This window comes from Streptomyces sp. NPDC043952 (assembly GCF_056435325.1).
The window spans coordinates 145,333-166,660 of the sequence record NZ_JBWKES010000015.1; the positions used below are offsets into that span (position 1 = coordinate 145,333).

General features: G+C 72.3%; 17 protein-coding genes. 4 read left to right on the forward strand and 13 right to left on the reverse strand.

The features are described from left to right. Nucleotide 1 precedes the first annotated feature (1 nt). From pgeF to rsmH, 12 genes are all read right to left on the reverse strand, one after another. The gene (gene pgeF, locus AC069R_RS19320) at nt 2-730 is read right to left on the reverse strand and encodes a peptidoglycan editing factor PgeF (protein ID WP_478768045.1); all 729 of its coding nucleotides are present in this window, start codon (nt 728-730) and stop codon (nt 2-4) included. Beyond that, nucleotides 727-1,935 (reverse strand): cell division protein FtsZ, encoded by a 1,209-nt coding sequence (ftsZ, locus tag AC069R_RS19325; protein WP_397986403.1) that lies wholly within the window; start codon nt 1,933-1,935, stop codon nt 727-729. The genes pgeF and ftsZ overlap by 4 nt, the downstream gene beginning before the upstream one ends. A gap of 279 nt (nt 1,936-2,214) precedes the next feature. After that, on the reverse strand, nt 2,215-3,009 hold the full coding sequence (locus tag AC069R_RS19330; protein WP_478768047.1) for a cell division protein FtsQ/DivIB: 795 nt from the start codon (nt 3,007-3,009) through the stop codon (nt 2,215-2,217). A 26-nt stretch (nt 3,010-3,035) separates the two neighbouring features. Continuing rightward, nucleotides 3,036-4,124 carry an undecaprenyldiphospho-muramoylpentapeptide beta-N-acetylglucosaminyltransferase gene (gene murG, locus AC069R_RS19335; protein ID WP_397986401.1) on the reverse strand — a complete coding sequence of 363 codons (1,089 nt, stop codon included), beginning with the start codon at nt 4,122-4,124 and terminating at the stop codon, nt 3,036-3,038. A gap of 6 nt (nt 4,125-4,130) precedes the next feature. Beyond that, on the reverse strand, nt 4,131-5,492 hold the full coding sequence (gene ftsW / locus AC069R_RS19340; protein ID WP_478768048.1) for a putative lipid II flippase FtsW: 1,362 nt from the start codon (nt 5,490-5,492) through the stop codon (nt 4,131-4,133). Between the two features lie 69 nt (nt 5,493-5,561). Next, the gene (murD, locus tag AC069R_RS19345) at nt 5,562-6,998 is read right to left on the reverse strand and encodes a UDP-N-acetylmuramoyl-L-alanine--D-glutamate ligase (protein WP_478768049.1); all 1,437 of its coding nucleotides are present in this window, start codon (nt 6,996-6,998) and stop codon (nt 5,562-5,564) included. Continuing rightward, a complete protein-coding gene (mraY, locus tag AC069R_RS19350) occupies nt 6,980-8,053 on the reverse strand; it encodes a phospho-N-acetylmuramoyl-pentapeptide-transferase (protein ID WP_285553910.1) in 1,074 nt (357 codons plus the stop codon). The genes murD and mraY overlap by 19 nt, the downstream gene beginning before the upstream one ends. Next, a complete protein-coding gene (locus tag AC069R_RS19355) occupies nt 8,050-9,456 on the reverse strand; it encodes a UDP-N-acetylmuramoyl-tripeptide--D-alanyl-D-alanine ligase (protein WP_478768051.1) in 1,407 nt (468 codons plus the stop codon). Before AC069R_RS19355 ends, mraY begins: the two co-directional genes overlap by 4 nt. 4 nt (nt 9,457-9,460) lie before the next feature. Further along, the gene (locus AC069R_RS19360; RefSeq protein ID WP_478768052.1) at nt 9,461-10,981 is read right to left on the reverse strand and encodes a UDP-N-acetylmuramoyl-L-alanyl-D-glutamate--2,6-diaminopimelate ligase; all 1,521 of its coding nucleotides are present in this window, start codon (nt 10,979-10,981) and stop codon (nt 9,461-9,463) included. Nucleotides 10,982-11,144: 163 nt separating this feature from the next. Then, nucleotides 11,145-13,097, reverse strand: coding sequence for a peptidoglycan D,D-transpeptidase FtsI family protein (locus AC069R_RS19365; RefSeq protein WP_478768053.1), 1,953 nt, complete (start codon nt 13,095-13,097; stop codon nt 11,145-11,147). A 5-nt stretch (nt 13,098-13,102) separates the two neighbouring features. Beyond that, a complete protein-coding gene (gene ftsL, locus AC069R_RS19370; RefSeq protein WP_478768055.1) occupies nt 13,103-13,654 on the reverse strand; it encodes a cell division protein FtsL in 552 nt (183 codons plus the stop codon). 57 nt (nt 13,655-13,711) lie between these two features. Continuing rightward, on the reverse strand, nt 13,712-14,668 hold the full coding sequence (gene rsmH / locus AC069R_RS19375) for a 16S rRNA (cytosine(1402)-N(4))-methyltransferase RsmH (protein ID WP_478768056.1): 957 nt from the start codon (nt 14,666-14,668) through the stop codon (nt 13,712-13,714). Nucleotides 14,669-15,085: 417 nt separating this feature from the next. Here rsmH and AC069R_RS19380 point away from each other — a divergent pair, with 417 nt between their 5' ends. The 4 genes from AC069R_RS19380 to AC069R_RS19395 all read left to right on the forward strand — a co-directional run bounded on the left by AC069R_RS19380 (nt 15,086) and on the right by AC069R_RS19395 (nt 20,682). After that, nucleotides 15,086-15,634 (forward strand): beta-class carbonic anhydrase, encoded by a 549-nt coding sequence (locus AC069R_RS19380; protein WP_478768057.1) that lies wholly within the window; start codon nt 15,086-15,088, stop codon nt 15,632-15,634. A 271-nt stretch (nt 15,635-15,905) separates the two neighbouring features. Next, nucleotides 15,906-16,946: an AAA family ATPase gene (locus AC069R_RS19385; protein ID WP_478768059.1), complete on the forward strand. Its 1,041-nt coding sequence runs from the start codon at nt 15,906-15,908 to the stop codon at nt 16,944-16,946. Further along, nucleotides 16,946-18,319: a DUF58 domain-containing protein gene (locus AC069R_RS19390; RefSeq protein WP_478768060.1), complete on the forward strand. Its 1,374-nt coding sequence runs from the start codon at nt 16,946-16,948 to the stop codon at nt 18,317-18,319. The genes AC069R_RS19385 and AC069R_RS19390 overlap by 1 nt, the downstream gene beginning before the upstream one ends. Then, a complete protein-coding gene (locus AC069R_RS19395; RefSeq protein WP_478768061.1) occupies nt 18,316-20,682 on the forward strand; it encodes a transglutaminase TgpA family protein in 2,367 nt (788 codons plus the stop codon). Before AC069R_RS19390 ends, AC069R_RS19395 begins: the two co-directional genes overlap by 4 nt. 110 nt (nt 20,683-20,792) lie before the next feature. Here AC069R_RS19395 and AC069R_RS19400 read toward each other — a convergent pair whose 3' ends face one another. Next, nucleotides 20,793-21,176, reverse strand: a complete 384-nt coding sequence (locus AC069R_RS19400; RefSeq protein ID WP_397986388.1) for a DUF3040 domain-containing protein — start codon at nt 21,174-21,176, stop codon at nt 20,793-20,795. Nucleotides 21,177-21,328: the final 152 nt, after the last annotated feature.

Sequence of the window (21,328 nt, forward strand, 5' to 3'; positions counted from 1 at the left end):
ATCAGCCCAGCCAGACATAGGCCGCGAGCCGCCCGGTGGTGCGGTCTCGGCGGTAGGAGAAGTGGTCCCCCGACTCCAGCGTGCACACCGGCGAATGCGCCCGGTCGCACACCCCGAGCCGGTCGAGCTGCGCGTGCACTCCGGCGCTCACGTCGACCGCCGGTGTGCCCCAGCTGGTTTCAGCGTGCGCCGTCGGCTCCACCGCCGCCACCTCGGCCCGCATGGTCTGCGGCACCTCGTAGCACCGGCCGCAGACGGCCGGTCCGGTGCGGGCGACGATCCGCTCGGGCGCGGCGCCGAGTTCGACCATGGCCCGTACGGCGGCGGGGACGACCCCCTTGACCATGCCGGGCCGGCCCGCGTGGGCCGCGGCGGCGATCCCGGCGACGGGGTCGGCGAGCAGCACCGGCACGCAGTCGGCAGTGAGCACGGCGAGGGCGAGTCCGCGCCGTGCGGTGACGAGGGCGTCGACCTCCGGCACGGGCCGGGTGCCCCAGGGCTCGTCCACCACGGCCACCTCGGCGCCGTGCACCTGGTTCATCCACACCACGCGGGCGGGGTCCAAGTCGAGCGACTTGGCGGCGAGATCCCGGTTGGTCCGGACCGCCTCGGGCGTGTCGCCGACCGCGCCGCCGAGGTTCAGCTCCTCATACGGAGCGGCGCTCACCCCGCCCCACCGGTCGGTGAAGGCGAAGTGCGCGCCGCTCACGCTCTCGCGCTGTCCTATCACTTCAGGAAGTCCGGGACGTCCAGTTCCTCGGCCGCGCTGTCCGAGTAGGCGGGGCGCGGCGCCGGGGTGATCGGCGGGGCGACCGGGATGTCGGCCGCCGGCTCGGGGGCCGGCTCCGGCTCCTCCTTCGGCTTGACGCTGCCGAGCGAGCCGAAGGACGGACGGCTCTCGGACTGCCGTACCGGCGCGGGCTCCTCGCGGCGGGCGGGGGTCGAAGGGGACGCCGAGCCCAGGGCGCTCTCCCGGCGGGCCGGCGGCTGGCCGCCGTCGAAGCCGGCCGCGATCACGGTGACGCGGACCTCGTCGCCGAGGGCGTCGTCGATGACCGCGCCGAAGATGATGTTGGCCTCGGGATGGGCGGCCTCGCTGACCAGCTGGGCCGCCTCGTTGATCTCGAAGAGGCCGAGGTCGGAGCCGCCGGAGATGGAGAGCAGCACACCGCGGGCGCCGTCGATGGACGCCTCCAGGAGCGGCGAGGAGATCGCCATCTCGGCGGCGGCCACCGCGCGGTCGTCGCCGCGGGCGGAGCCGATGCCCATGAGGGCCGAACCGGCCTCGGACATGACCGACTTCACGTCGGCGAAGTCCAGGTTGATCAGGCCCGGCGTGGTGATGAGGTCGGTGATGCCCTGGACACCGGAGAGCAGGACCTGGTCGGCGGACTTGAAGGCGTCCAGGACCGAGACCTGGCGGTCCGAGATGGACAGCAGCCGGTCGTTCGGGATGACGATGAGGGTGTCGACCTCTTCGCGCAGCTCGGCGATGCCGTCCTCGGCCTGGTTCGCGCGGCGCCGTCCCTCGAAGGTGAACGGGCGCGTGACCACGCCGATGGTGAGGGCGCCCAGCGAGCGCGCGATGTTGGCCACGACGGGTGCGCCGCCGGTGCCGGTGCCGCCGCCTTCACCGGCGGTCACGAAGACCATGTCGGCCCCCTTGAGGACCTCCTCGATCTCCTCGCGGTGGTCCTCTGCGGCCTTGCGGCCGACGGCCGGGTTGGCGCCGGCGCCGAGTCCGCGGGTGAGTTCCCTGCCGACGTCCAGCTTGACGTCGGCGTCGCTCATCAACAGCGCCTGCGCGTCGGTGTTGATGGCGATGAACTCGACACCCTTGAGACCGACCTCGATCATCCGGTTGATGGCATTGACACCACCGCCGCCGACACCGATGACCTTGATGACTGCGAGGTAGTTCTGCGGTGCTGCCACGTCGAAGGCCTCTCGCCTCGAATTACGTCGTCGCCGCCGGGCGGTTGCCCGCGCCGTGACGACAGATGCCGAATGGGACGGTCCGTAGCGCCGACCCGAACCCTAAGCCTGAAGTTTAGGGTTACCAGTGTGTCTGTTCCCTGGAGTCTTCTGAACAGGACACTAAGTCGACAAGTGGCGCCCGTTCAACGAACACGCCGAACCTCCCGTTTTTCTTTTCACCCTATGTGATCAGCCATAGGCGTGCCCAACCAGGGTGCTGGCCTGCACTGATACGCGTCAACTCGCCGATGACGCAGGGGCGGTGGGGACGCTGACGTCGAAGTGGCGTGCGCCGGAAGCTGCTTTCATGAGTGCCGTGAGGGTCCGTGCCTTGGCGCGGCCGTTCTCCGCGCTCCCCCAGGCCACGACGCGGCCGTCGGTCAACTCCAGCCGGATGTCGTCGTAGGAGTGGACCTCGACGGTGCCGGTGAGGCGGCGGACGGGGCCCGGCAGTTCGCCGGCGACCAGGACCGCCTCGCGGGTCAGCCGGTCGGTGCCGAAGCGCCGCAGGCTCGCGGCGGCCGAGCCCGAGGCGGACACGGACAGCCGCAGCAGCGGGATGCCCTCGGGCGCCCGGGCGACGGTGGCGAACCGGACGCCCTTGTGGTCGACTTCGATGAAATTCCCGCCTTTTCGGACCAGGAGGACCGCGGTCCGCTCGGTCACCTTCAGCTCGATGCCGTGCGGCCAGGAACGGGACACGTCGATCGTGTCAATGCGTGGCAGTCTGCGGCGGGTTCGGGCCGCGATGGCGTCGGTGTCGACCGACACCAGGGGCGCCCCCACCGGTACGGCGGCGGCGGCACGCACCTCGGCGGGCGTCAGCACCCGCGTACCGGAGACCGGGACGCGCTCGACGCGCAGCCACGAGGAGCCGTACAACACCCAGAGGGAACCGGCCGTTACGAGCACCACGGCCAGGGCCAGGATGACGATCGTACGAAGTCGTAGTCGCCTTATCCTTCGGGCGAGCGGCGGGCCGGACGACTCCTGCTGGCGTTCCCCACGTTCACGAGTCGCTGGTCCGGCCACGCCCACTACCCTTTCGTCATACGGTCCTAACGGCGCGAGGCGATGGCCTCGTACACCATGCCGACGAGGAGGTCGTCGGCGTCCCGGCGGCCGAACTCGCTTGCGGCGCGGGACATCTCGTAGAGCCGGTGCGGGTCGGCGAGCACGGGCAGCACGTTGTTCTGTACCCACTCGGGCGTCAGTTCCGCGTCGTCCACGAGGAGTCCGCCGCCCGCCTTGACCACCGGCTGGGCGTTCAGCCGCTGTTCGCCGTTGCCGATGGGCAGCGGTACGTAGGCGGCCGGCAGTCCGACGGCGGAGAGTTCGGCGACGGTCATCGCGCCCGCGCGGCAGAGCATCATGTCGGCCGCGGCGTACGCGAGGTCCATCCGGTCCAGGTAACTTACCGGGATATAGGGGGGCATCCCCGGCATCTGCTGGACGTGCGGCAGTTCGTTCTTCGGGCCGACCGCGTGCAGGATCTGGATGCCGGCCTGCTGGAGCCACGGGGCGACCTGCTGGACGACCTCGTTGAGCCGGCGCGCGCCCTGCGAGCCGCCGGAGACCAGCAGCGTGGGCAGGTTGGGGTCGAGGCCGAAGCGGTGCCGGGCCTCGGGGCGCACGGCGGCGCGGTCCAGCGTGGCGATGGAGCGGCGCAGCGGGATGCCGATGTAGCGGGCGCCGCGCAGCTTGCTGTCCGGCGTGGAGACGGCGACCTGTGCCGCGTACCGGGACCCGATCTTGTTGGCCAGGCCGGGGCGGGCGTTGGCCTCGTGGATCACGATGGGCACGCCGAGCCGCTTGGCGGCGAGGTAGGCGGGCAGCGCGACGTAGCCGCCGAAGCCGGCCACGGCGTCCGCCTTGGTGCGTTCGAGGATCTGCTCGGCGGCCTTGATGGTGCCGCGCAGCCGGCCCGGCACGGTGATCAGCTCGGGAGTTGGCTTGCGCGGCAGCGGCACCGCCGGGATCAGCGCCAGCTCGTAGCCGCGCTCCGGGACGAGCCGGGTCTCCAGGCCGCGCTCCGTGCCCAGGGCCGTGATCCCCACGCTCGGGTCCTGCCTGCGCAGGGCGTCCGCGAGGGCGAGCGCGGGCTCGATGTGGCCGGCGGTCCCCCCACCGGCGAGTACGACATGCACCGAAATTCACCGCTCTCCGGACGAACGCGCCGCCGAGGCACGCCGTCGCATCGTGTTCCATCTCCGAGGCCCCCGATCCGCACCGGGGCCTCCCGCCCGCTTTCTACCAAAGCGAGGTTGCCGCAGCGCAAGCGCCGTCCGCGCAGCGGGGTCGTCGCGCGCGAACGCGATCAGCAGCCCGATGGCGAACATGGTCGGCAGCAGGGCGGATCCTCCGTAGGAGAACAGCGGGAGCGGGACACCGGCGATCGGCAGCAGACCGAGCACCGCACCGATGTTGATCACCGCCTGAGCGATGATCCAGGTGGTCACGCCTCCCGCGGCGTACCTCACGAAGGGGTCTTTCGTGCGTCCGGCCACGCGGATACCCGCATAGCCTAGAGCCGCGAACAGGGCGAGCACCGACAGTGTCCCCGCCAGGCCCAGTTCCTCACCGGTGACCGCGAAGATGAAGTCGGTGTGCGCTTCCGGCAGTTGACCCCATTTTTCCACACTCGCGCCGAGGCCGGAGCCGAAGAGTCCGCCGGAGGCGAGCGCGTAGATGCCGTGCACGGCCTGCCAGCAGTCGGCGCCCTGGGCCCGCGGCTCGGTGGCGCCGATGCAGGCAAGGCGGGCCATCCGGTTGGGGCTGGTCTCGATCAGGATCACCCCGATCACCACCGCGACCGACAGGACGCCCGAGAACAGCCGGGTCGGGGCGCCCGCGAGCCACAGCAGTCCGAACAGGATCGCTGTGAGAATGATCGCGGTGCCCATGTCGCCGCCGAGCATGATCAGTCCGAGCAGCAGGAAGGCGACCGGCACCAGCGGCACCAGCATGTGCTTCCACTGGTTGAGCAGCTTCCGCTCCTGCTTGCGGGCGATCAGGTCGGCGCCCCACAGCACCAGGGCGAGCTTGCCGAACTCGCTGGGCTGGATCTGGAAGGAGCCGCCCAGGGAGATCCAGTTCTGGTTGCCGTTGACCGACATCCCTATTCCGGGGACCTGCACCAGGGCCATCATGAAGACGGCACCGGCCAGGATCGGATAGGCCAGCGCCCGGTGCAGCTTCACCGGCATCCGGGAGGCCGCGAACAGCAGGATGCCGCCGATCACGGCGGCCAGCAGCTGCTTGCGGAAGAAGTAGGAGCCCGGCAGCGACATCTGGAGCGCGGTGACCTGGGAGGCCGAGTAGACCATCACCAGGCCGAGCACCGTGATCAGGACGCTGCCGCCGACGATCAGGTAATAGGCGGTCAGCGGCCGGTCCCAGGCCCGCCGGGCACGCGTGACGAACCGCTGTACGGGGTTCTCGCGCACGGACCTGGACAGGACGGGCCGCCGGGAGGCCCGCTGCACGGGGGGCTTTCCGGTACGGCTACTGGGCATCGGCGCCTCCACTGGACGTCGGCCGCCCCGCGCGTCCCTCCCTGGGATCCACCCGGCGGGCGGCCGGGATCAGGCGCGGAGTTCGCCGACCGCCGTCGCGAACGCGTCACCGCGCTGGTTGTAGTTGGTGAACATGTCCATGGAGGCGCAGGCCGGAGCGAGAAGCACCGTGTCGCCGGCGACCGCGAGCCGCCTGGCCTCCGTCACCGCCTGGAGCATCGCCCCAGTGTCGGTCCGGTCGAGGTCGACCACGGGTACTTCCGGGGCGTGTCGCGCAAGGGCCTCGCGGATCAGGGCCCGGTCGGCGCCGATCAGGACGACGGCGCGCAGGTGTTTGGCCGAGGCGGCGACCAGTTCGTCGAAGGTCGCGCCCTTGGCGAGGCCGCCCGCGATCCAGACGATCGACTCGTACGCCGCCAACGACGCCTGCGCGGCATGGGTGTTGGTCGCCTTGGAGTCGTCCACGTAGGCCACGCCGTCGATGTCGGCGACGTGCTCGATGCGGTGGGCGTCCGGCCGGAAGGCGCGCAGTCCGTCCCGTACGGCCTGGGCGGACACCCCGAAGGCGCGCGCGAGGGCCGCCGCCGCGAGGGCGTTGGCGATGTTGTGCGGGGCCGGCGGCCGGACGTCGGAGACCTCGGCCAGCTCCTGTGCGTTTTTCTGCCGGTTCTCGACGAAGGCGCGGTCGACCAGGATGCCGTCCACGACGCCGAGTTGGGAGGGTCCGGGGGTGCCGAGGGTGAACCCGATGGCCCGGCAGCCCTCTTCGACGTCGGCCTCGCGCACCAGGTCCTCGGTGGCCTTGTCGGCCACGTTGTAGACGCAGGCGACCTGGTTGCCCTCGTAGATACGGCCCTTGTCCGCGGCGTACGCCGCCATGGAGCCGTGCCAGTCGAGGTGGTCGGGGGCGAGGTTGAGGACGGCGGCGGAGTGGGCGCGCAGCGAGGGCGCCCAGTGCAGCTGGTAGCTGGACAGCTCCACGGCGAGGACGTCGTACGTCTCCTCGCCCAGGACGGCGTCCAGCAGCGAGACCCCGATGTTGCCGACGGCCGCCGTGCGCAGCCCGGCCGCCTCCAGGATGGAGGCGAGCATCCGCACGGTGGTGGTCTTGCCGTTGGTGCCGGTGACGGCCAGCCAGGGGGCCGCGTCGGGTCCCCGCAGCCGCCAGGCCAGCTCCACGTCGCCCCAGACCGGCACGCCCGCCTCGCCGGCCGCCTGGAACAGCGGCTTGCCGGGCTGCCAGCCGGGGGTGGTGACAATCAGCTCGGTGCCCTCCGGGAGGGTCGCCCCGTCGCCCAGGCGCACGGTGATGCCGAGCGCCCGGAGCCCTTCGGCCTGCTCGCGGGCGCGGGCGTCGTCGCCTTCGTTGACGACCGTGACGATCGCGCCGCGGGTGTGCAGGGTCCTGGCCGCCGGGATGCCGGAGACGCCGAGTCCCGCGACGGTGACATGCTTGCCCTGGAAGTCGAAGGGCGCCGAGCCGGTGGTCACTTTTCCGCTGCCCATCCCGCGTAGAAGAGGCCGAGTCCGACGATCACACAGATGCCTTGGATGATCCAGAAGCGGACCACGACCAGGACCTCGGACCAGCCCTTGAGTTCGAAGTGGTGCTGGAGTGGCGCCATCCGGAAGACGCGCTTCCCGGTGAGCCGGAAGGAGCCGACCTGGATGACGACCGACATGGTGATGAGGACGAACAGACCGCCCATGATGGCCACCAGCAGCTCCGTGCGGGAGAGGATGGCCAGGCCGGTGAGGACACCGCCGAGGGCGAGCGAGCCGGTGTCGCCCATGAAGATCTTCGCCGGCGAGGTGTTCCACCACAGGAAGCCCAGGCAGGCGCCCATCAGCGCGGAGGCGACCACGGCGAGGTCGAGCGGGTCGCGCACCTCGTAGCAGGCGGCCGGGTTGGTCAGGGTCTGCGCGTTGGCGCAGGACTCCTGGTACTGCCAGACGCCGATGAACGTGTAGGCGCCGAAGACGAGGACGGAGGCGCCGGTGGCGAGGCCGTCCAGACCGTCGGTCAGGTTCACGCCGTTCGACATCGCGAGGATCATGAACAGCGCCCAGATGACGAACAGCACCGGGCCGATCGACCAGCCGAAGTCCGTGATGAACGACAGCTTGGTGGAGGCCGGGGTGTTGCCGCGGGCGTCGGGGAACATCAGCGCCAGTACGGCGAAGGCGATGCCGACGATCAGCTGGCCGGCCATCTTCGCCTTGGCCCGCAGGCCCAGCGAACGCCGCTTGACGATCTTGATGTAGTCGTCCAGGAAGCCGACCAGGCCCATGCCGACCATCAGGCCGAGCACCAGCAGACCGGAGAACGTCGGCGGCTTGCCGGTGATCACCTTGGACAGGAAGTACGCGGCGACCGTCGCCAGGATGAAGGCGATACCACCCATGGTCGGCGTACCGCGCTTGCTGAGGTGCTCGCGCGGGCCGTCGTCACGGATGAACTGGCCGTAGCCCTTGCGGGCCAGCAGCTTGATCAGCAGCGGGGTGCCGACCAGGGTGAGGAAGAGGCCAATGACACCCGAGAACAGGATCTGGTTCATCATCGGGCGGCAACCTCACCCTCGGCACCGGTCTCCAGCAGCGCCGCGGCGACACCTTCGAGCCCCACCGAACGGGACGCCTTCACGAGGACGACGTCCCCCGGTCGCAGCTCGCTGCGCAACAGGTCGATCGCCGCCTGTGCGTCGGACACGTGCACCGACTCCTCACCCCACGAACCCTCGTTATATGCGCCCAGTTGCAGCCAGGAGGCCTCAATCCCCCCGACGGCGACGAGCTTGCTGACGTTGAGCCGGACGGCGAGCCGTCCGACGGCGTCGTGCTCGGCGAGCGCCTCGTCCCCCAGCTCGGCCATCTTGCCGAGCACCGCCCAGGTGCGCCGCCCCTTGCCCATGGCCGCGAGTGCCCTCAGGGCGGCCCGCATGGACTCGGGGTTGGCGTTGTAGGCGTCGTTGACGATGGTCACGCCGTCCGGGCGCTCGGTGACCTCCATGCGCCAGCGGGAGAGGGAGCCCGCCCCGGAGAGCGCGGTGGCGATCTCTTCCGCGGACATGCCCAGCTCATGGGCGACGGCGGCCGCGGCGAGCGCGTTCGACACGTGATGCTCACCGTACAGGCGCATGGTCACATCGGCTGCACCGGAGGGTGTGTGAAGCCTGAAGGAAGGCTGTCCGGTGTCCGTGAGTCGTACATTCTCGGCACGTACGTCCGCTTCGGCCGACTCTCCGAAAAGGACCACCTTCGCCTTGGTTCGCGGTGCCATGGCGCGCACCAGCGGGTCGTCGGCGTTGAGGATCGCCGCGCCGTCCTCGGGCAGCCCCTCGATGATCTCGCCCTTGGCCTGCGCGATCTGCTCGCGTCCGCCGAACTCGCCGATGTGGGCGGTGCCGACGTTGAGGACGACGCCGATCCGCGGCGGGGTGAGGCCGGTGAGGTAGCGGATGTGGCCGATGCCGCGGGCGCCCATCTCCAGGACCAGGAAGCGGGTTTCCTCGGTCGCGGTGAGGGCGGTGAGCGGCAGCCCGATCTCGTTGTTGAACGAACCCGGCGTGAACACCGTGGGCGCCTTGTCGCTCAGCACCTGGGCGATGAGGTCCTTGGTGCTGGTCTTGCCCGCCGAGCCGGTCAGGGCGACGAGGGTCGCGCGGAGCTTGCCGACGACGTGCCGGGCGAGGGCGCCGAGGGCGTTCTGGACGTCCTCGACCACGATCGCGGGCACACCGACCGGGCGCGACGCCAGTACGGCGACCGCGCCCGCCTCGACGACCTGCGGTGCGAAGTCGTGGCCGTCCACGCGCTCGCCGACGAAGGCGGCGAACAGGCTGCCGGGCACCACCTCGCGGGAGTCCCGGACGACCGGTCCGGTGACCTGGACGGACGGATCCGGTATGTCGTGCGTCTGCCCGCCGACGACAGCTGCGATCTCGGCGAGGGAGAGGGCGATCACAAGTTCATCCCTGGGTCTTCTGGATAGCTTCGCGAAGCACCTGGCGGTCGTCGAAGGGACGGACCACACCGGCGATGTCCTGGCCCTGCTCGTGGCCCTTGCCCGCGACCAGCACGGTGTCGCCGGCCTGGGCGCGGCCCACGGCGGCGGCGATGGCGGCGGCCCGCTCCTCGAAGAGGAGCACCTCGCCACGCTCGTGCGCGGGGACCGAGGCCGCGCCCTGGAGCATGGTCGCGAGGATCGCGAGCGGGTCCTCGGAGCGGGGGTTGTCCGACGTCAGTACGGCCGTGTCGGCGAGCCGGGCAGCGGCGGCGCCCATCGGGGCGCGCTTGGTCTGGTCGCGGTCGCCGCCGCAGCCCAGGACGATGTGCACCCGGCCCTTGGTGACCTTGCGCAGCGCCTTGAGCACCGACTCGACCGCGTCGGTCTTGTGGGCGTAGTCCACGACCGCGAGGTAGGGCTGCCCGGCGTCGACGCGCTCCAGGCGGCCGGGGACGCCCGGAACGGCGGCGATGCCGTCGGCGGCGGCCTGCGGGTCGAGGCCGGCCGCGGCGAGGGCGACGATGGCGGCGAGGGTGTTCGCCACGTTGAAGGGTCCGGCCAGCGGCGACCTGGCCCCCACCCGCTCGCCGTTCGGGCCGAGGACCGTGAACGTCGAGTCCAGCGGGCCGACCTGGACGTGCTCGGCGCGCCAGTCGGCGTCGGGGTGGCCCTCGGCGGAGTAGGTGACGACGGGGACGGTGGCCTCGGCGGCGAGGCGGCGGCCGTACTCGTCGTCCGCGTTGACGACGCCGAGTTTGCTGCGTTTCGGTGTGAAGAGTTGTGCCTTGGCCCGGAAGTAGTCCTCCATGTCGGAGTGGAACTCCATGTGTTCCGGGCTGAGGTTGGTGAAGACCGCGATGTCGAAGACGCAGCCGTCGACCCGGCCGAGGACCAGGGCGTGGCTGGAGACCTCCATGGCGACCGCCTCGGTGCCGCGTTCGCGCATGACGGCGAACAGGGCCTGGAGGTCGGTGGCTTCGGGGGTGGTGCGCTCGGACTTGATGCGCTCGTCGCCGATGCGCGTCTCGACGGTGCCGATGAGACCGGTGGCCTTCGCGCTCTTGAGGCCGCCCTCGACCAGGTAGGCCGTGGTGGTCTTGCCGGAGGTGCCGGTGATGCCGATCTGGAGGAGGTCGCGGCCCGGTTGGCCGTAGATGGTGGCGGCCAGTTCGCCCATCCGGGCGCGCGGGTCGGGCACCACCAGGACCGGCAGGCCGGTCGCGGCGGCGCGCTCGGCGCCGGCCGGGTCGGTGAGCACGGCGGTCGCGCCGAGGCCGGCGGCCTGGGTGACGAAGTCGGCGCCGTGCAGGCGGGCGCCCGGCAGGGCGGCGTACAGGTCGCCGGGGCGGACGGCGCGCGAGTCGTGGGTGATCCCGGTGATCTCGGCGGTGGCGTCCGGGGCGGCGGCACCCAGCTGATCGGCCAGCTCCGCGAGGGGTGTGGCGGAGACGTGGACCGGTCGCGGCGGTCCCGGATATGTCACGGAAGCGCCCTTCTGGGTGGTTTGGGACTGATCAGCGTGTGGCACGGCGGTGAGCGTACCGGGCGTACCGGCCTCGGAGCGAAGCGAGGGCTCGGGGCCCGTGTGGTTCCCGGGTCCTGGGGTGATCGTCGTCACTGGCTGATTCCTGTGCTTTCGGTGCTGGTCAGGGCTTGTAGTCGACCGGCAGGTTCGCGGGCGGCGCGCCGGTGGGCGGGACCTGGAGGGTCTTCAGGGCGAACTCCATGACCTTCTTGTAGATGGGCCCGCAGATCTGGCCGCCGAAGTAGCCCCCGGAGGTGGCGTTCTGGATGGCGCAGTAGACGGTGATGCGGGGCTTGTCGGCGGGGGCGAACCCGGCGAAGGACGAGGTGTAGCCGCGGTATCTGCCGGTGGCCGGATCCACTCGGTTGGCGGTGCCGGTCTTGCCGGCGACGTTGTAGCCGGGGATGCGGGCGGAGATGCCGGTGCCCTGTTCGTCGTCGACCACGGACTCCAGCATCTCGGCGACCGACCTGGCGGTCTTCGCGCTGACGACTCTGGTCTCCTTGGGCTTGGCGGCCGGGGTGAACCGTCCGTCGGGTCCCTTGGTGCCGCGGATCAGGGTCGGCTGGATACGGACGCCGTCGTTGGCGATGGTCGAGTAGACGGAGGCGGCCTGGAGGGCGTTGATGGAGAAGCCCTGGCCGAAGGGGATCGTGTACTGCTGCGAGGTGGACCACTTCTGCGGCGGCGCGAGGATGCCGGGCGTCTCGCCGGGGAAGTCCAGCCCGGTGTAGCTGCCGATGCCGAACTTGCGCAGGTAGGAGTAGAGGACCTGGTTGGCCTGCGGCTGGGTCTTGCCGAGCTGGCCGGTGGCGAGGATGGTGCCGATGTTGCTGGACTTGGCGAGCACGCCGTTGAGCGTGAGGTTCCAGGTGGCGTGGTCGACGTCGTCCTGGAACAGCCGGTCGCCGCGGTGCAGCCGGTTGGGTACGACGACGTGGGTGAGCGGGGTCGCCGCGTTCTCCTGGAGGACGGCCGCCATGGACATCACCTTGGCGGTGGAGCCGGGCTCGTAGGCGTCCTGGACGGCCGCGTTGCCCAGGGCGTCCGGGTTCGCCTTGGAGAGGTCGTTGGGGTCGAACCCCGGCGCGTCGGCCATGGCGAGGATCTGCCCGGTGCGGGTGTCCTGGACGACGACGTAGCCGCGGTCGGCCTTGGACTTCTTCACCTGCTGGGTGATCGCGTCCTGGGCCGCCCACTGGATGTCGCGGTCGATGGTCAGCTCGACGTCGGAACCGGGCACCGCGGGGGTCTCGGCGGAGCCCGCGGTGGGCACCTCGCGGCCGCCGGACTGGGCGTAGCGGATCTTGCCGTTCTTGCCCGCGAGCTGCTTCTCCAGCATCCGTTCGATGCCGCCGCCGCCCTTGCCGTCGGCGTTCACCCAGCCCAGTATCGCGGCGGCGAGGTCGCCGTTGGGGTACACGCGCTGGCTGCTGGGGTCGGCGAAGACCCCGGCGAGCACGTTGACGGCGCCGGCCTTCTGGGCGAGGGCCGCCTTCAGGTCCTTGATCTGCTTCCAGACCTGGGGGGTCTGCCGGGTGGCGAGCCGGGTGTAGCGGGAGTTTCTGTCGGCGGGCCGCAGCTTCTTCACCAGCGTGGCCTGGTCCTGGCCGAGGATCGGCGCGAGCAGGGCGGCGGCCCGCTCGGGACCGTCACTGATCTTCAACTGCTTGGCGCTGAACATCGTCGGGTCGGCCGTGATGTCGTAGGCGTCCTCGCTGACGGCGAGGGCCACGCCGTTGCGGTCGGTGATCCCGCCGCGCTCGGCGGCCAGCGTATGGACGACGTACCGGTTCACCTCGGCCTTCGCGGCGTACGCGCTCGCCTCCACGGCCTGCACCTGGAGCAGCCGGACCACGAAGGTGAGCAGCACCAGGCCGAGGGCGAGGCCGACCAGGCGCAGCCGGGGCCGGGGGCTGCCGAGCCGCAGCGGGCGCTGGGCGGGCACCCGGCCCGCGCTCGGGCGCCGGGCGGGGCGGGCGCCGGGTCCTTGCCGCAGGCGGCCTGCGCCCTGCGGCCGGGGCGGCTTCGCGGGGCGGGGCACGCGGCGGCGCGGGGGTTCCCTGTCGGACACTTCCGTCACCTGCCGGGGGTCGGGGTGGGAGCGGACTGGGGGGCGAGGGCGGTCGGGGCCGTGCGGGCGGGGACCGCCGGGGTGGCGTTCTGGGGCGGTGCGGGGCTCGGTGTCCCGGTGGCCGTGAGGCCGGACGGCGGGGTGAGGGTCAGGGACTCGGGGGCGGGCGGCCCGTCGAAGACGGCCGCCTCCGGGGAGGCCGCGCCGGGTACGCCCTTGACCGTGCCGTTCGGGTCGAGGAAGGCGGGGTCGCCGCCGGGGACCATGCCGAGTTCACGGGCCCGGCGCTGCAAGGCGTCGGGGGACGAGTAGGCGTCGATGTCCCGCTGGAGGGCCTGTTCCTCGTCGGTGAGGTTCTGGGTCCGCTTCTGGAGGTCGGCCAGTTTGAAGGAACCCTCGCTCAGGGCGGAGTTCAGCACCAGCAGCCCGATGAGGCCGCCGCCGAGGAGCAGCACGACGAGGAGGACGAAGGGGGTGCGGGCGGCCTTGGCGCGGCCGGCCGGGAAGAGCCGGGCGAGCCGGGCGGCCCGCCCCTTCAGTTCGGGTTTCCTAGCCACCGCTCCCCCAGTGAGTTCCGAGGACCGAGGTCCCGCGGACCAGCCCACCCGTCCGGCTCACTCGGCGTCCTCCCTGATGCGTTCGGCACCCCGCAGCCTGGCGGGGGCGGCCCTGCGGTTCTCGGCGACCTCCTCCTCGGTGGGAAGTTCGGCACCGCGGGTGAGCAGCTTGAGCCGCGGCTGGTAGCGCTCGGGCACCACCGGCAGTCCGGGCGGCGCGGTGTTCGCCGCCCCCGTCGCGAACACCTGTTTGACCAGCCGGTCCTCCAGCGAGTGGTACGACAGCACGGCGACCCGCCCGCCGACGGCGAGGGCCCGCACGGCGGCCGGGATCGCCCGCTCCAGGACCGACAGCTCGCCGTTGACCTCGATGCGCAGCGCCTGGAAGGTGCGCTTGGCCGGGTTGCCGCCGGTGCGCTTGGCGGCCTGCGGCAGGGCGTCGCGGATCAGCTCGACCAGGCGGGCGCTGTTGCTGAACGGCTCCTTCTCGCGCTCGCGCACGATCGCCCCGACGATCCGCTTGGCCTGCTTCTCCTCGCCGTAGGCACGCAGGATGCGCACCAGCTCGCCCGGCGGATAGGTGTTGAGGACCTCGGCGGCGCTCATGCCGGTCGTCTGGTCCATGCGCATGTCGAGCGGCGCGTCCTGGGCGTAGGCGAAGCCGCGGTCGGCCTCGTCGAGCTGCATGGAGGAGACGCCGAGGTCGAACAGGACGCCCTGGACGCGCGGGACGCCCAGCCGGTCGAGGACGTCGGGCAGCTCGTCGTAGACGGCGTGCACCAGGGTGGCCCGCTCGCCGAAGGGCGCGAGGCGCTCCCCGGACAGGCGCAGCGCCTCCTTGTCCCGGTCGAGGCCGATCAGCCGGGCCTCGGGGAACCGGGTCAGCAGCGCCTCGCTGTGCCCGCCGAGGCCGAGGGTGCAGTCGACGACCACCGCTCCCGGCCGCTCCAGGGCGGGTGCCAGCAGGTCCAGGCACCGCTGGAGCATCACCGGGACGTGTCGACTCTGGCTCAAGGGGGCCTCTCATTCCGGCGAGGCGCCGTGCGCACCGCGGGCCCCCGCCAGCTCGTGAACAGGGGGACGGCCGGCGCCGGAAGCGTCAGCCGACCGGGAGCGGGAGGAGGCCGAGCCGTACGTACGCGCCGCGCACGCGGGGAGACGGGTCCGGGCGGGTGCCGGGTCTCCGTGGTTTCACCAGCAGGGAGAGCCACGCCTCCCGCTTCGCGTCACTTTAGTCCACGGTGTCTCACGGTCAATCAACCGGCCTGCGCGTCGCGCACCGCCTCCGCGCGGACGCCGTCTTTCGAACACATTCACCCTTCCGGCCCTGGTTTGCCGTCCGTATGGGGTAGCTCACAACAAGCCACGATGACGTTCTTTGTCCGCTCTCACAGCGGGCACTGTCCGCGGGTGACCAGTAACGTCATGAGTATGTCGACTTCCGCAGCAATTCCCACTGGATCCGAAGGCGCCATAACCGGTGGCGGCTCTGTGACCGACCGCCTGGTGGAGGCCAACCAGCGGTACGCCGCCGAATTCACCGATCCCGGCATGGACGCCCGTCCCGTGCTCAAGGTCGCCGTCGTGGCGTGCATGGACGCCCGTCTCGACCTGCACGCCGCCCTGGGCCTGAAGCTGGGTGACTGTCACACCATCCGCAACGCGGGCGGGGTCGTCACCGACGACGTGATCCGCTCCCTGACCATCAGCCAGCGGGCGCTGGGCACCCGCAGTGTCGTCCTCATCCACCACACCGGCTGTGGCATGGAGACCATCACCGAGGAGTTCCGGCACGACCTGGAGATGGAGGTCGGCCAGCGCCCGGCGTGGGCGGTGGAGGCGTTCCGGGACGTCGACCAGGACGTACGGCAGTCGATGCAGCGGGTGCGCACCTCGCCGTTCCTGCTGAGCACCGAGGACGTGCGCGGCTTCGTCTTCGACGTGCGCACGGGCGCGCTGCGCGAGGTCGACCCGGCCTGACCGGCGCCCGGCCCGCTCCGGGGCACCTCCCGTTCCGGCTGCCGCCCCGAGGCGCTCCCCACCGAAACGCATCGAAAGCCTGACCGAAAGGCCCGTACGACCGACATCGTGCGGGCAGTTGTCCACAGGCGGTGACACGAATCGGTAACGGCAGCGAGAATGCGGAGTGCGACATCGCGCGGAACCATTTCCGCGTGGTGTCCGTGTTTCGGGGTGGGCCGGCCGCGATCAAGCGCGCCGGCCCGGCGGAGAACGGGCCGAGGAGGGCCGGGTGACGACCTATGACGGTCGAGGGAGCCTCAGCGAGCTGAGCGCCACGGTGGAGCGGGTGCGCGGTTCGGTCGAGGACGTGATCGAGGGCAAGCCCGAGGTCGTACGGCTCGCGCTGACCGTGCTGCTCGCCGAGGGCCATCTGCTGATCGAGGACGTCCCCGGCGTGGGCAAGACGATGCTCGCCAAGGCGCTGGCGCGGTCCATCGACTGCTCGGTGCGGCGCATCCAGTTCACGCCCGACCTGCTGCCCTCGGACATCACCGGTGTCTCCATCTGGGACCAGCAGCGCCGCGACTTCGAGTTCAAGCCGGGCGCGGTCTTCGCGCAGATCGTGATCGGCGACGAGATCAACCGCGCCTCGCCCAAGACCCAGTCGGCGCTGCTGGAGTCCATGGAGGAGCGCCAGGTCACCATCGACGGGCAGACCTATGAACTGCCCGCTCCCTTCATGGTGGTGGCCACCCAGAACCCGGTCGAGATGGAGGGCACCTACCCGCTGCCCGAGGCCCAGCGCGACCGCTTCATGGCCCGCGTCTCCGTCGGCTACCCGAGCGCGGAGGCCGAGCTGCGGATGCTGGACGTGCACGGCGGGGCCAACCCGCTGGACGACCTCCAGCCGGTGGCGCACGCGGACGAGATCGTGAAGCTGATCGACGCGGTGCGCGGGGTGCACGTCGCCGAACCGGTGCGGCGGTACGCGGTGGAGCTGGTCGCCGCCACCCGTGCCCACCCCGACCTCAGACTCGGTGCCTCGCCGCGCGCCACCCTGCATCTGCTGCGCGCGGCGAAGGCGTCCGCCGCCCTCGCCGGCCGGGAGTACGCGCTGCCGGACGACGTGCAGGAACTCGCCGTGGCCGTCCTCGCGCACCGGCTGCTGCCCACCGCCCAGGCCCAGCTCAACCGCCGCGGCGCCGAGCAGGTGGTGCAGGAGATCCTGCGGCACACCCCGGTGCCCGCGGCTTTGGGCCCGCGCGGTGGACTCGACGGCATCGGCCGCGGCGTGCCGGCCTGTCCCCAGCAGCCCCCGCGGGGTCTGTGATGAGCGCCGCGGGGTGGGAGCGGGCGGCGGACGAGCGCGGGGAGGCGGACCAGCGCGGGGAGGGCGGGTTCCGCACCGCGCTGGCCGGTCTGACCACCCGCGGCCGCTCCTTCCTGGCGGCCGGGATCGCCGCCGCGATCTGCGCCTATGTGCTGGGCCAGAGCGAACTGCTGCGGGTCGGCCTGCTGCTGGCCGTGCTCCCGCTGACCTGCGCGACCGTGCTCCACCGCACCCGCCACCGGGTGACCGGCACCCGGACACTCGACCCCGCGCGCGTCCCGGCCGGCGGCGAGGCCCGCGTCCGGCTGCGGATGGACAACGTCTCCCGGCTGCCCACCGGGCTGCTGATGCTCCAGGACCGGGTGCCGTACGTGCTCGGGCCCCGGCCCCGGTTCGTGCTGGACCGGGTGGAGCCGGGCGGCCGGCGCGAGGTGTCCTACCGGGTCCGCTCGGACCTGCGCGGCCGCTACCCGCTCGGCCCGCTCCAGCTGCGGCTCACCGACCCCTTCGGGATGTGCGAACTGACCCGCTCCTTCGCGGAGTCCGACACCCTCACCGTCATCCCCCGCGTGGTCCCGCTGGCCCCGGCCCGGTTCGCCGGCGAGGCCAGGGGCTACGGCGAGGGGCACCGGCGCGCGCCCGCCCTGGCCGGCGAGGACGACATGATCCCGCGCGGCTACCGGTACGGCGACGATCTGCGCCGCGTGCACTGGCGGTCCACCGCGCGCTACGGCGAGCTGATGGTGCGCCGCGAGGAACAGCCCCGGCGCGCCCGTTGCACCGTCCTGCTGGACACCCGAGGCGGCGCCTACGAGGGCGCGGGCCCCGACTCGGCCTTCGAGTGGGCCGTCGCCGGCGCCGCCTCCGCGCTGGTGCACCTGCTCGAACGGGGCTTCTCGGTACGGCTGCTGACGGACACCGGCAGCGCCGTGCCCGGCGAGAGCGCCGAGGGCTTCGCGGGCGGCGGCCAGGACGCCGCGGAGGCGGCCGGGCTGATCCTGGACACCCTCGCGGTGATCGGCCACTCCAGCGGCGAGGACTTCTCGCGGGCCCACGAGGCGCTGCGCGGCGGCGAGGGCCTGCTGATCGCCTTCCTCGGCGACCTGGACGAGGAACAGGCCACCACGGTCGCCGGCATGGGCCGGCGCGGCGGCGGCGCCGTCGCCTTCGTGCTGGACCCGGCCGCCTGGACCCGCGACCCCAGCGAGCCCCCGCGTCCAGGCGACCCGCACGCGGAGCGGCTGCGGCTGCTGCGCGACGCGGGCTGGACGGCGTGCGCGGTGCCGCGCGGCGCCGCCTTGGACGAGCTGTGGCAGCAGGCGGACCGCGAGCGCTCGGGTCTGGCCGCGGTGGCGCGGGAGGCGCGGGCATGAGCGGGCGGGCGCGGCTGACGCTGTGCGCGGCGGCGGCCACCCTGATGGCCTCCTGCGCGCTGCTGCCGCTGGTGAACGGACCGTCCTGGCTGCTGGAGCTGGTGCCGCTGGTGGCCGTGCAGAGCGGCGTGGGCGCGGCGGCCCGGCGGGTGCCGCTCGGCCGGCCGCTGACCGTGGTGGTGCAGGCGGTGGCCACACTGCTGCTGATCACCCTGGTCTTCGCCCGCGGCCACGCGATCGCCGGAGTGATCCCCGGCCCGGACACCTTCGCCTACCTCACCGACCTGCTGCGGCAGGGCGCGCAGGACGTCAGCCAGTACGCGATACCGGCACCGCTCACCGACGGCATCCGGCTGATGCTGATCGGGGGCGCGCTGCTGATCGGCCTGCTGGTGGACACCCTCGCGGTGACCTTCCGGAGCGCGGCGCCGGCCGGGCTGCCGCTGCTCGCGCTGTACTCGGTGGCCGCCGGGCTGTCCCGCGGCGGAGCGGACTGGCTGTGGTTCCTGGTGGCGGCGGGCGGCTATCTGATGCTGCTGCTCGCCGAGGGCCGGGACCGGCTCGCCCAGTGGGGCCGCGTCTTCAGTGCCACGCCCCGCGCCCCGGACAGGGGTGCCCTCGCGCCGGTGCGCACCGGGCGGCGGATCGGCGCGGTCGCCCTCGGGGTGGCCCTGCTGGTGCCGCTCGCGCTGCCCGCGATGCAGGGCGGCCTGCTGGCCGGGGAGGGCGCCGGGATGGGCACGGGCTCCGGCCGCGGCGGCACCATCTCGGCGGTCAACCCGCTGGTCTCGCTGCGCGACAGCCTGAACACCACCGACGACCGCACGGCGCTGTCCGTGCGCACCAGCTCCGCCGACCTCTCGGACCTGTATCTGCGCATCGTCTCCCTGGACGACTTCGACGGCACCACCTGGAAGCCGGCCCAGCGGCACATCGTGGGCGTGCCGGACACGTTCCCGGCGCCGGCCGGGCTGAGCCCGGACGTCCGGCGGGACACCCTGCGGACCACGGTCCAGGCGGCGGACTGGTACGCCCAGGACTGGCTGCCGATGCCCTACCCGCCGAGCAAGGTGCAGATCGGCGGCAGCTGGCGCTACGAACCGGTCGGCATGACGCTGGTGGGCGACCACGGCCAGACCACACGCGGCAAGACGTACGACGTGACCAGCCTGGACGTGCGGCCGACCGCGGCACAGCTGGCGTCGGCGCCGGAGCCGCCGGCCGCGCTGCGGCACGCGTACACCAAGGTGCCGGACACGCTGCCGGAGGTGGTGGCGCGGACCGCCCGCCAGGTCACGGCGGGCGCGCGGAACCACTACGAGGAGGCCGTCCGCCTCCAGGACTGGTTCTCCACCGACGGCGGCTTCCAGTACGACACCCAGGTGGCAATCGGCAGCGGTCCCGACGCGATCGCGAACTTCCTGAAGAAGAAGCAGGGCTTCTGCGTCCACTTCTCCTTCGCGATGGCGGCGATGGCCCGCACCCTCGGCATCCCGGCGCGGGTCGCGGTGGGCTTCGCCCCCGGCACCCCGCAGGCGGACGGTTCGGTGGCGGTGACCCTGAAGGACGCGCACGCCTGGCCCGAGCTGTACTTCCAGGGCGTGGGCTGGACACGGTTCGAGCCGACCCCGACGCGGGGCGTGGTGCCGTCGTACACCCAGTCGGTCACGCCCGGCACCTCGCAGCCGGACCAGTCGCTGCCGTCCGAGAAAGGCTCCTCGCAGCCCTCGGCGGCCCCGTCCGCCGGTGCGAACTGCGCGAACGAGCCGGGGATGTGCGGCGCGCCGTCGGCGGCGGCGGTCCCGGCTCGGGGCGGCGGCGGGCCGGGCCCGTGGTGGTTCGCGCTGACTGGTCTGGCCGTGCTGGTGCTGCTGGCCGCTCCGTTCGCGCCGCTGCTGTGGCGGGTCCGGCTGCGGTCCGTACGGCTCGGGGGGCACGCCCGCACCGACGAGGGGGCGGCGGCGCGGGCGCCGGCCGCGTGGCAGGAGCTGACGGACAGCGCCTGGGACCTGGGCATCGTGCCGGACGAGTCGCTGACGCCGAGGAGCGCGGCCGATCGGATCATCCGCCTGGGCCGTCTCGACAAGGCGGCGGGCGACGCCGTACACCGCGTCGCCACCGCCCTGGAACAGGTCCTGTACGCCCCCCGGCCCCGCCCCGCTCCGGGGGTGGCCGACGACGTACGCCGGGCCACGGCGGCCCTCTACGGCACGGCCTCCCGCGGGACGCGCCTGCGGGCCCGCTTCCTGCCGCGCTCGGCGGTCCGGGTGCTGTGGGCGGTGGCGTCCCGCTGGACGGCGCTGCGCGCGCGGGCGACGGCGGCCCGACCGCTCGTACGCCGCCCGCGTTCCTCGGAGCGTTAGCCGGCGCGGGGGCGGCGGCACGGGCCGCGACAACGCCTGAGGGGTGACCACCGGTACTGGTGGTCACCCCTCAGGAAAGCTCAGGTACGCCCGGCCGGACCGGCGGAGCGTTACCGTCCCTGTTCGTCCCGCCGTCTCTGCCACCGCTCCTCGATGCGATCCATCATGGACCGCTTGGGCCGCAGCGGGCGCCGTACGGCACCCGCGGGTTGTTCCCCCGGCTTGGGCGCCTTGCGCCAGCCCGTGACCGCGAGCACCGCGCAGCCGAGCATGACGAGGAAACCGACGACGCTGACCCAGATCAGCTGGGCGACCATTCCGGCCATGAGGAGCGCGATACCGACGAGGAAGCCCGCGACCGCCTGGTAGACCCGCCGCCGGGTGTACGTACGCAGCCCGCTTCCCTCAAGCGCTGACGCGAACTTGGGATCTTCGGCGTACAGCGCTCGCTCCATTTGCTCGAGCATGCGCTGCTCGTGCTCCGAGAGCGGCACGGAGTCCTCCTCATCGTGCGGTCGCCGGGGCGACCCGGGGGGTCCCTTCAGGATAGGCAGGGAATCGCCCCCGTGAAACCCGCCCCTCTGCGCCAACTGACCAACCGGGGCCCGCCATGGCCGTCCCGACTCGCCGATGCTTCCATTCCCCG

Bases quoted from the DNA above. Each gene is read 5' to 3' on its own strand.
- ftsW (WP_478768048.1), bottom strand. From the start codon at position 5,492: ATGCCCAGTAGCCGTACCGGAAAGCCCCCCGTGCAGCGGGCCTCCCGG.
- murD (WP_478768049.1), bottom strand. From the start codon at position 6,998: ATGGGCAGCGGAAAAGTGACCACCGGCTCGGCGCCCTTCGACTTCCAG.
- mraY (WP_285553910.1), bottom strand. From the start codon at position 8,053: ATGATGAACCAGATCCTGTTCTCGGGTGTCATTGGCCTCTTCCTCACC.
- AC069R_RS19380 (WP_478768057.1), top strand. From the start codon at position 15,086: ATGTCGACTTCCGCAGCAATTCCCACTGGATCCGAAGGCGCCATAACC.
- AC069R_RS19390 (WP_478768060.1), top strand. From the start codon at position 16,946: ATGAGCGCCGCGGGGTGGGAGCGGGCGGCGGACGAGCGCGGGGAGGCG.
- AC069R_RS19395 (WP_478768061.1), top strand. From the start codon at position 18,316: ATGAGCGGGCGGGCGCGGCTGACGCTGTGCGCGGCGGCGGCCACCCTG.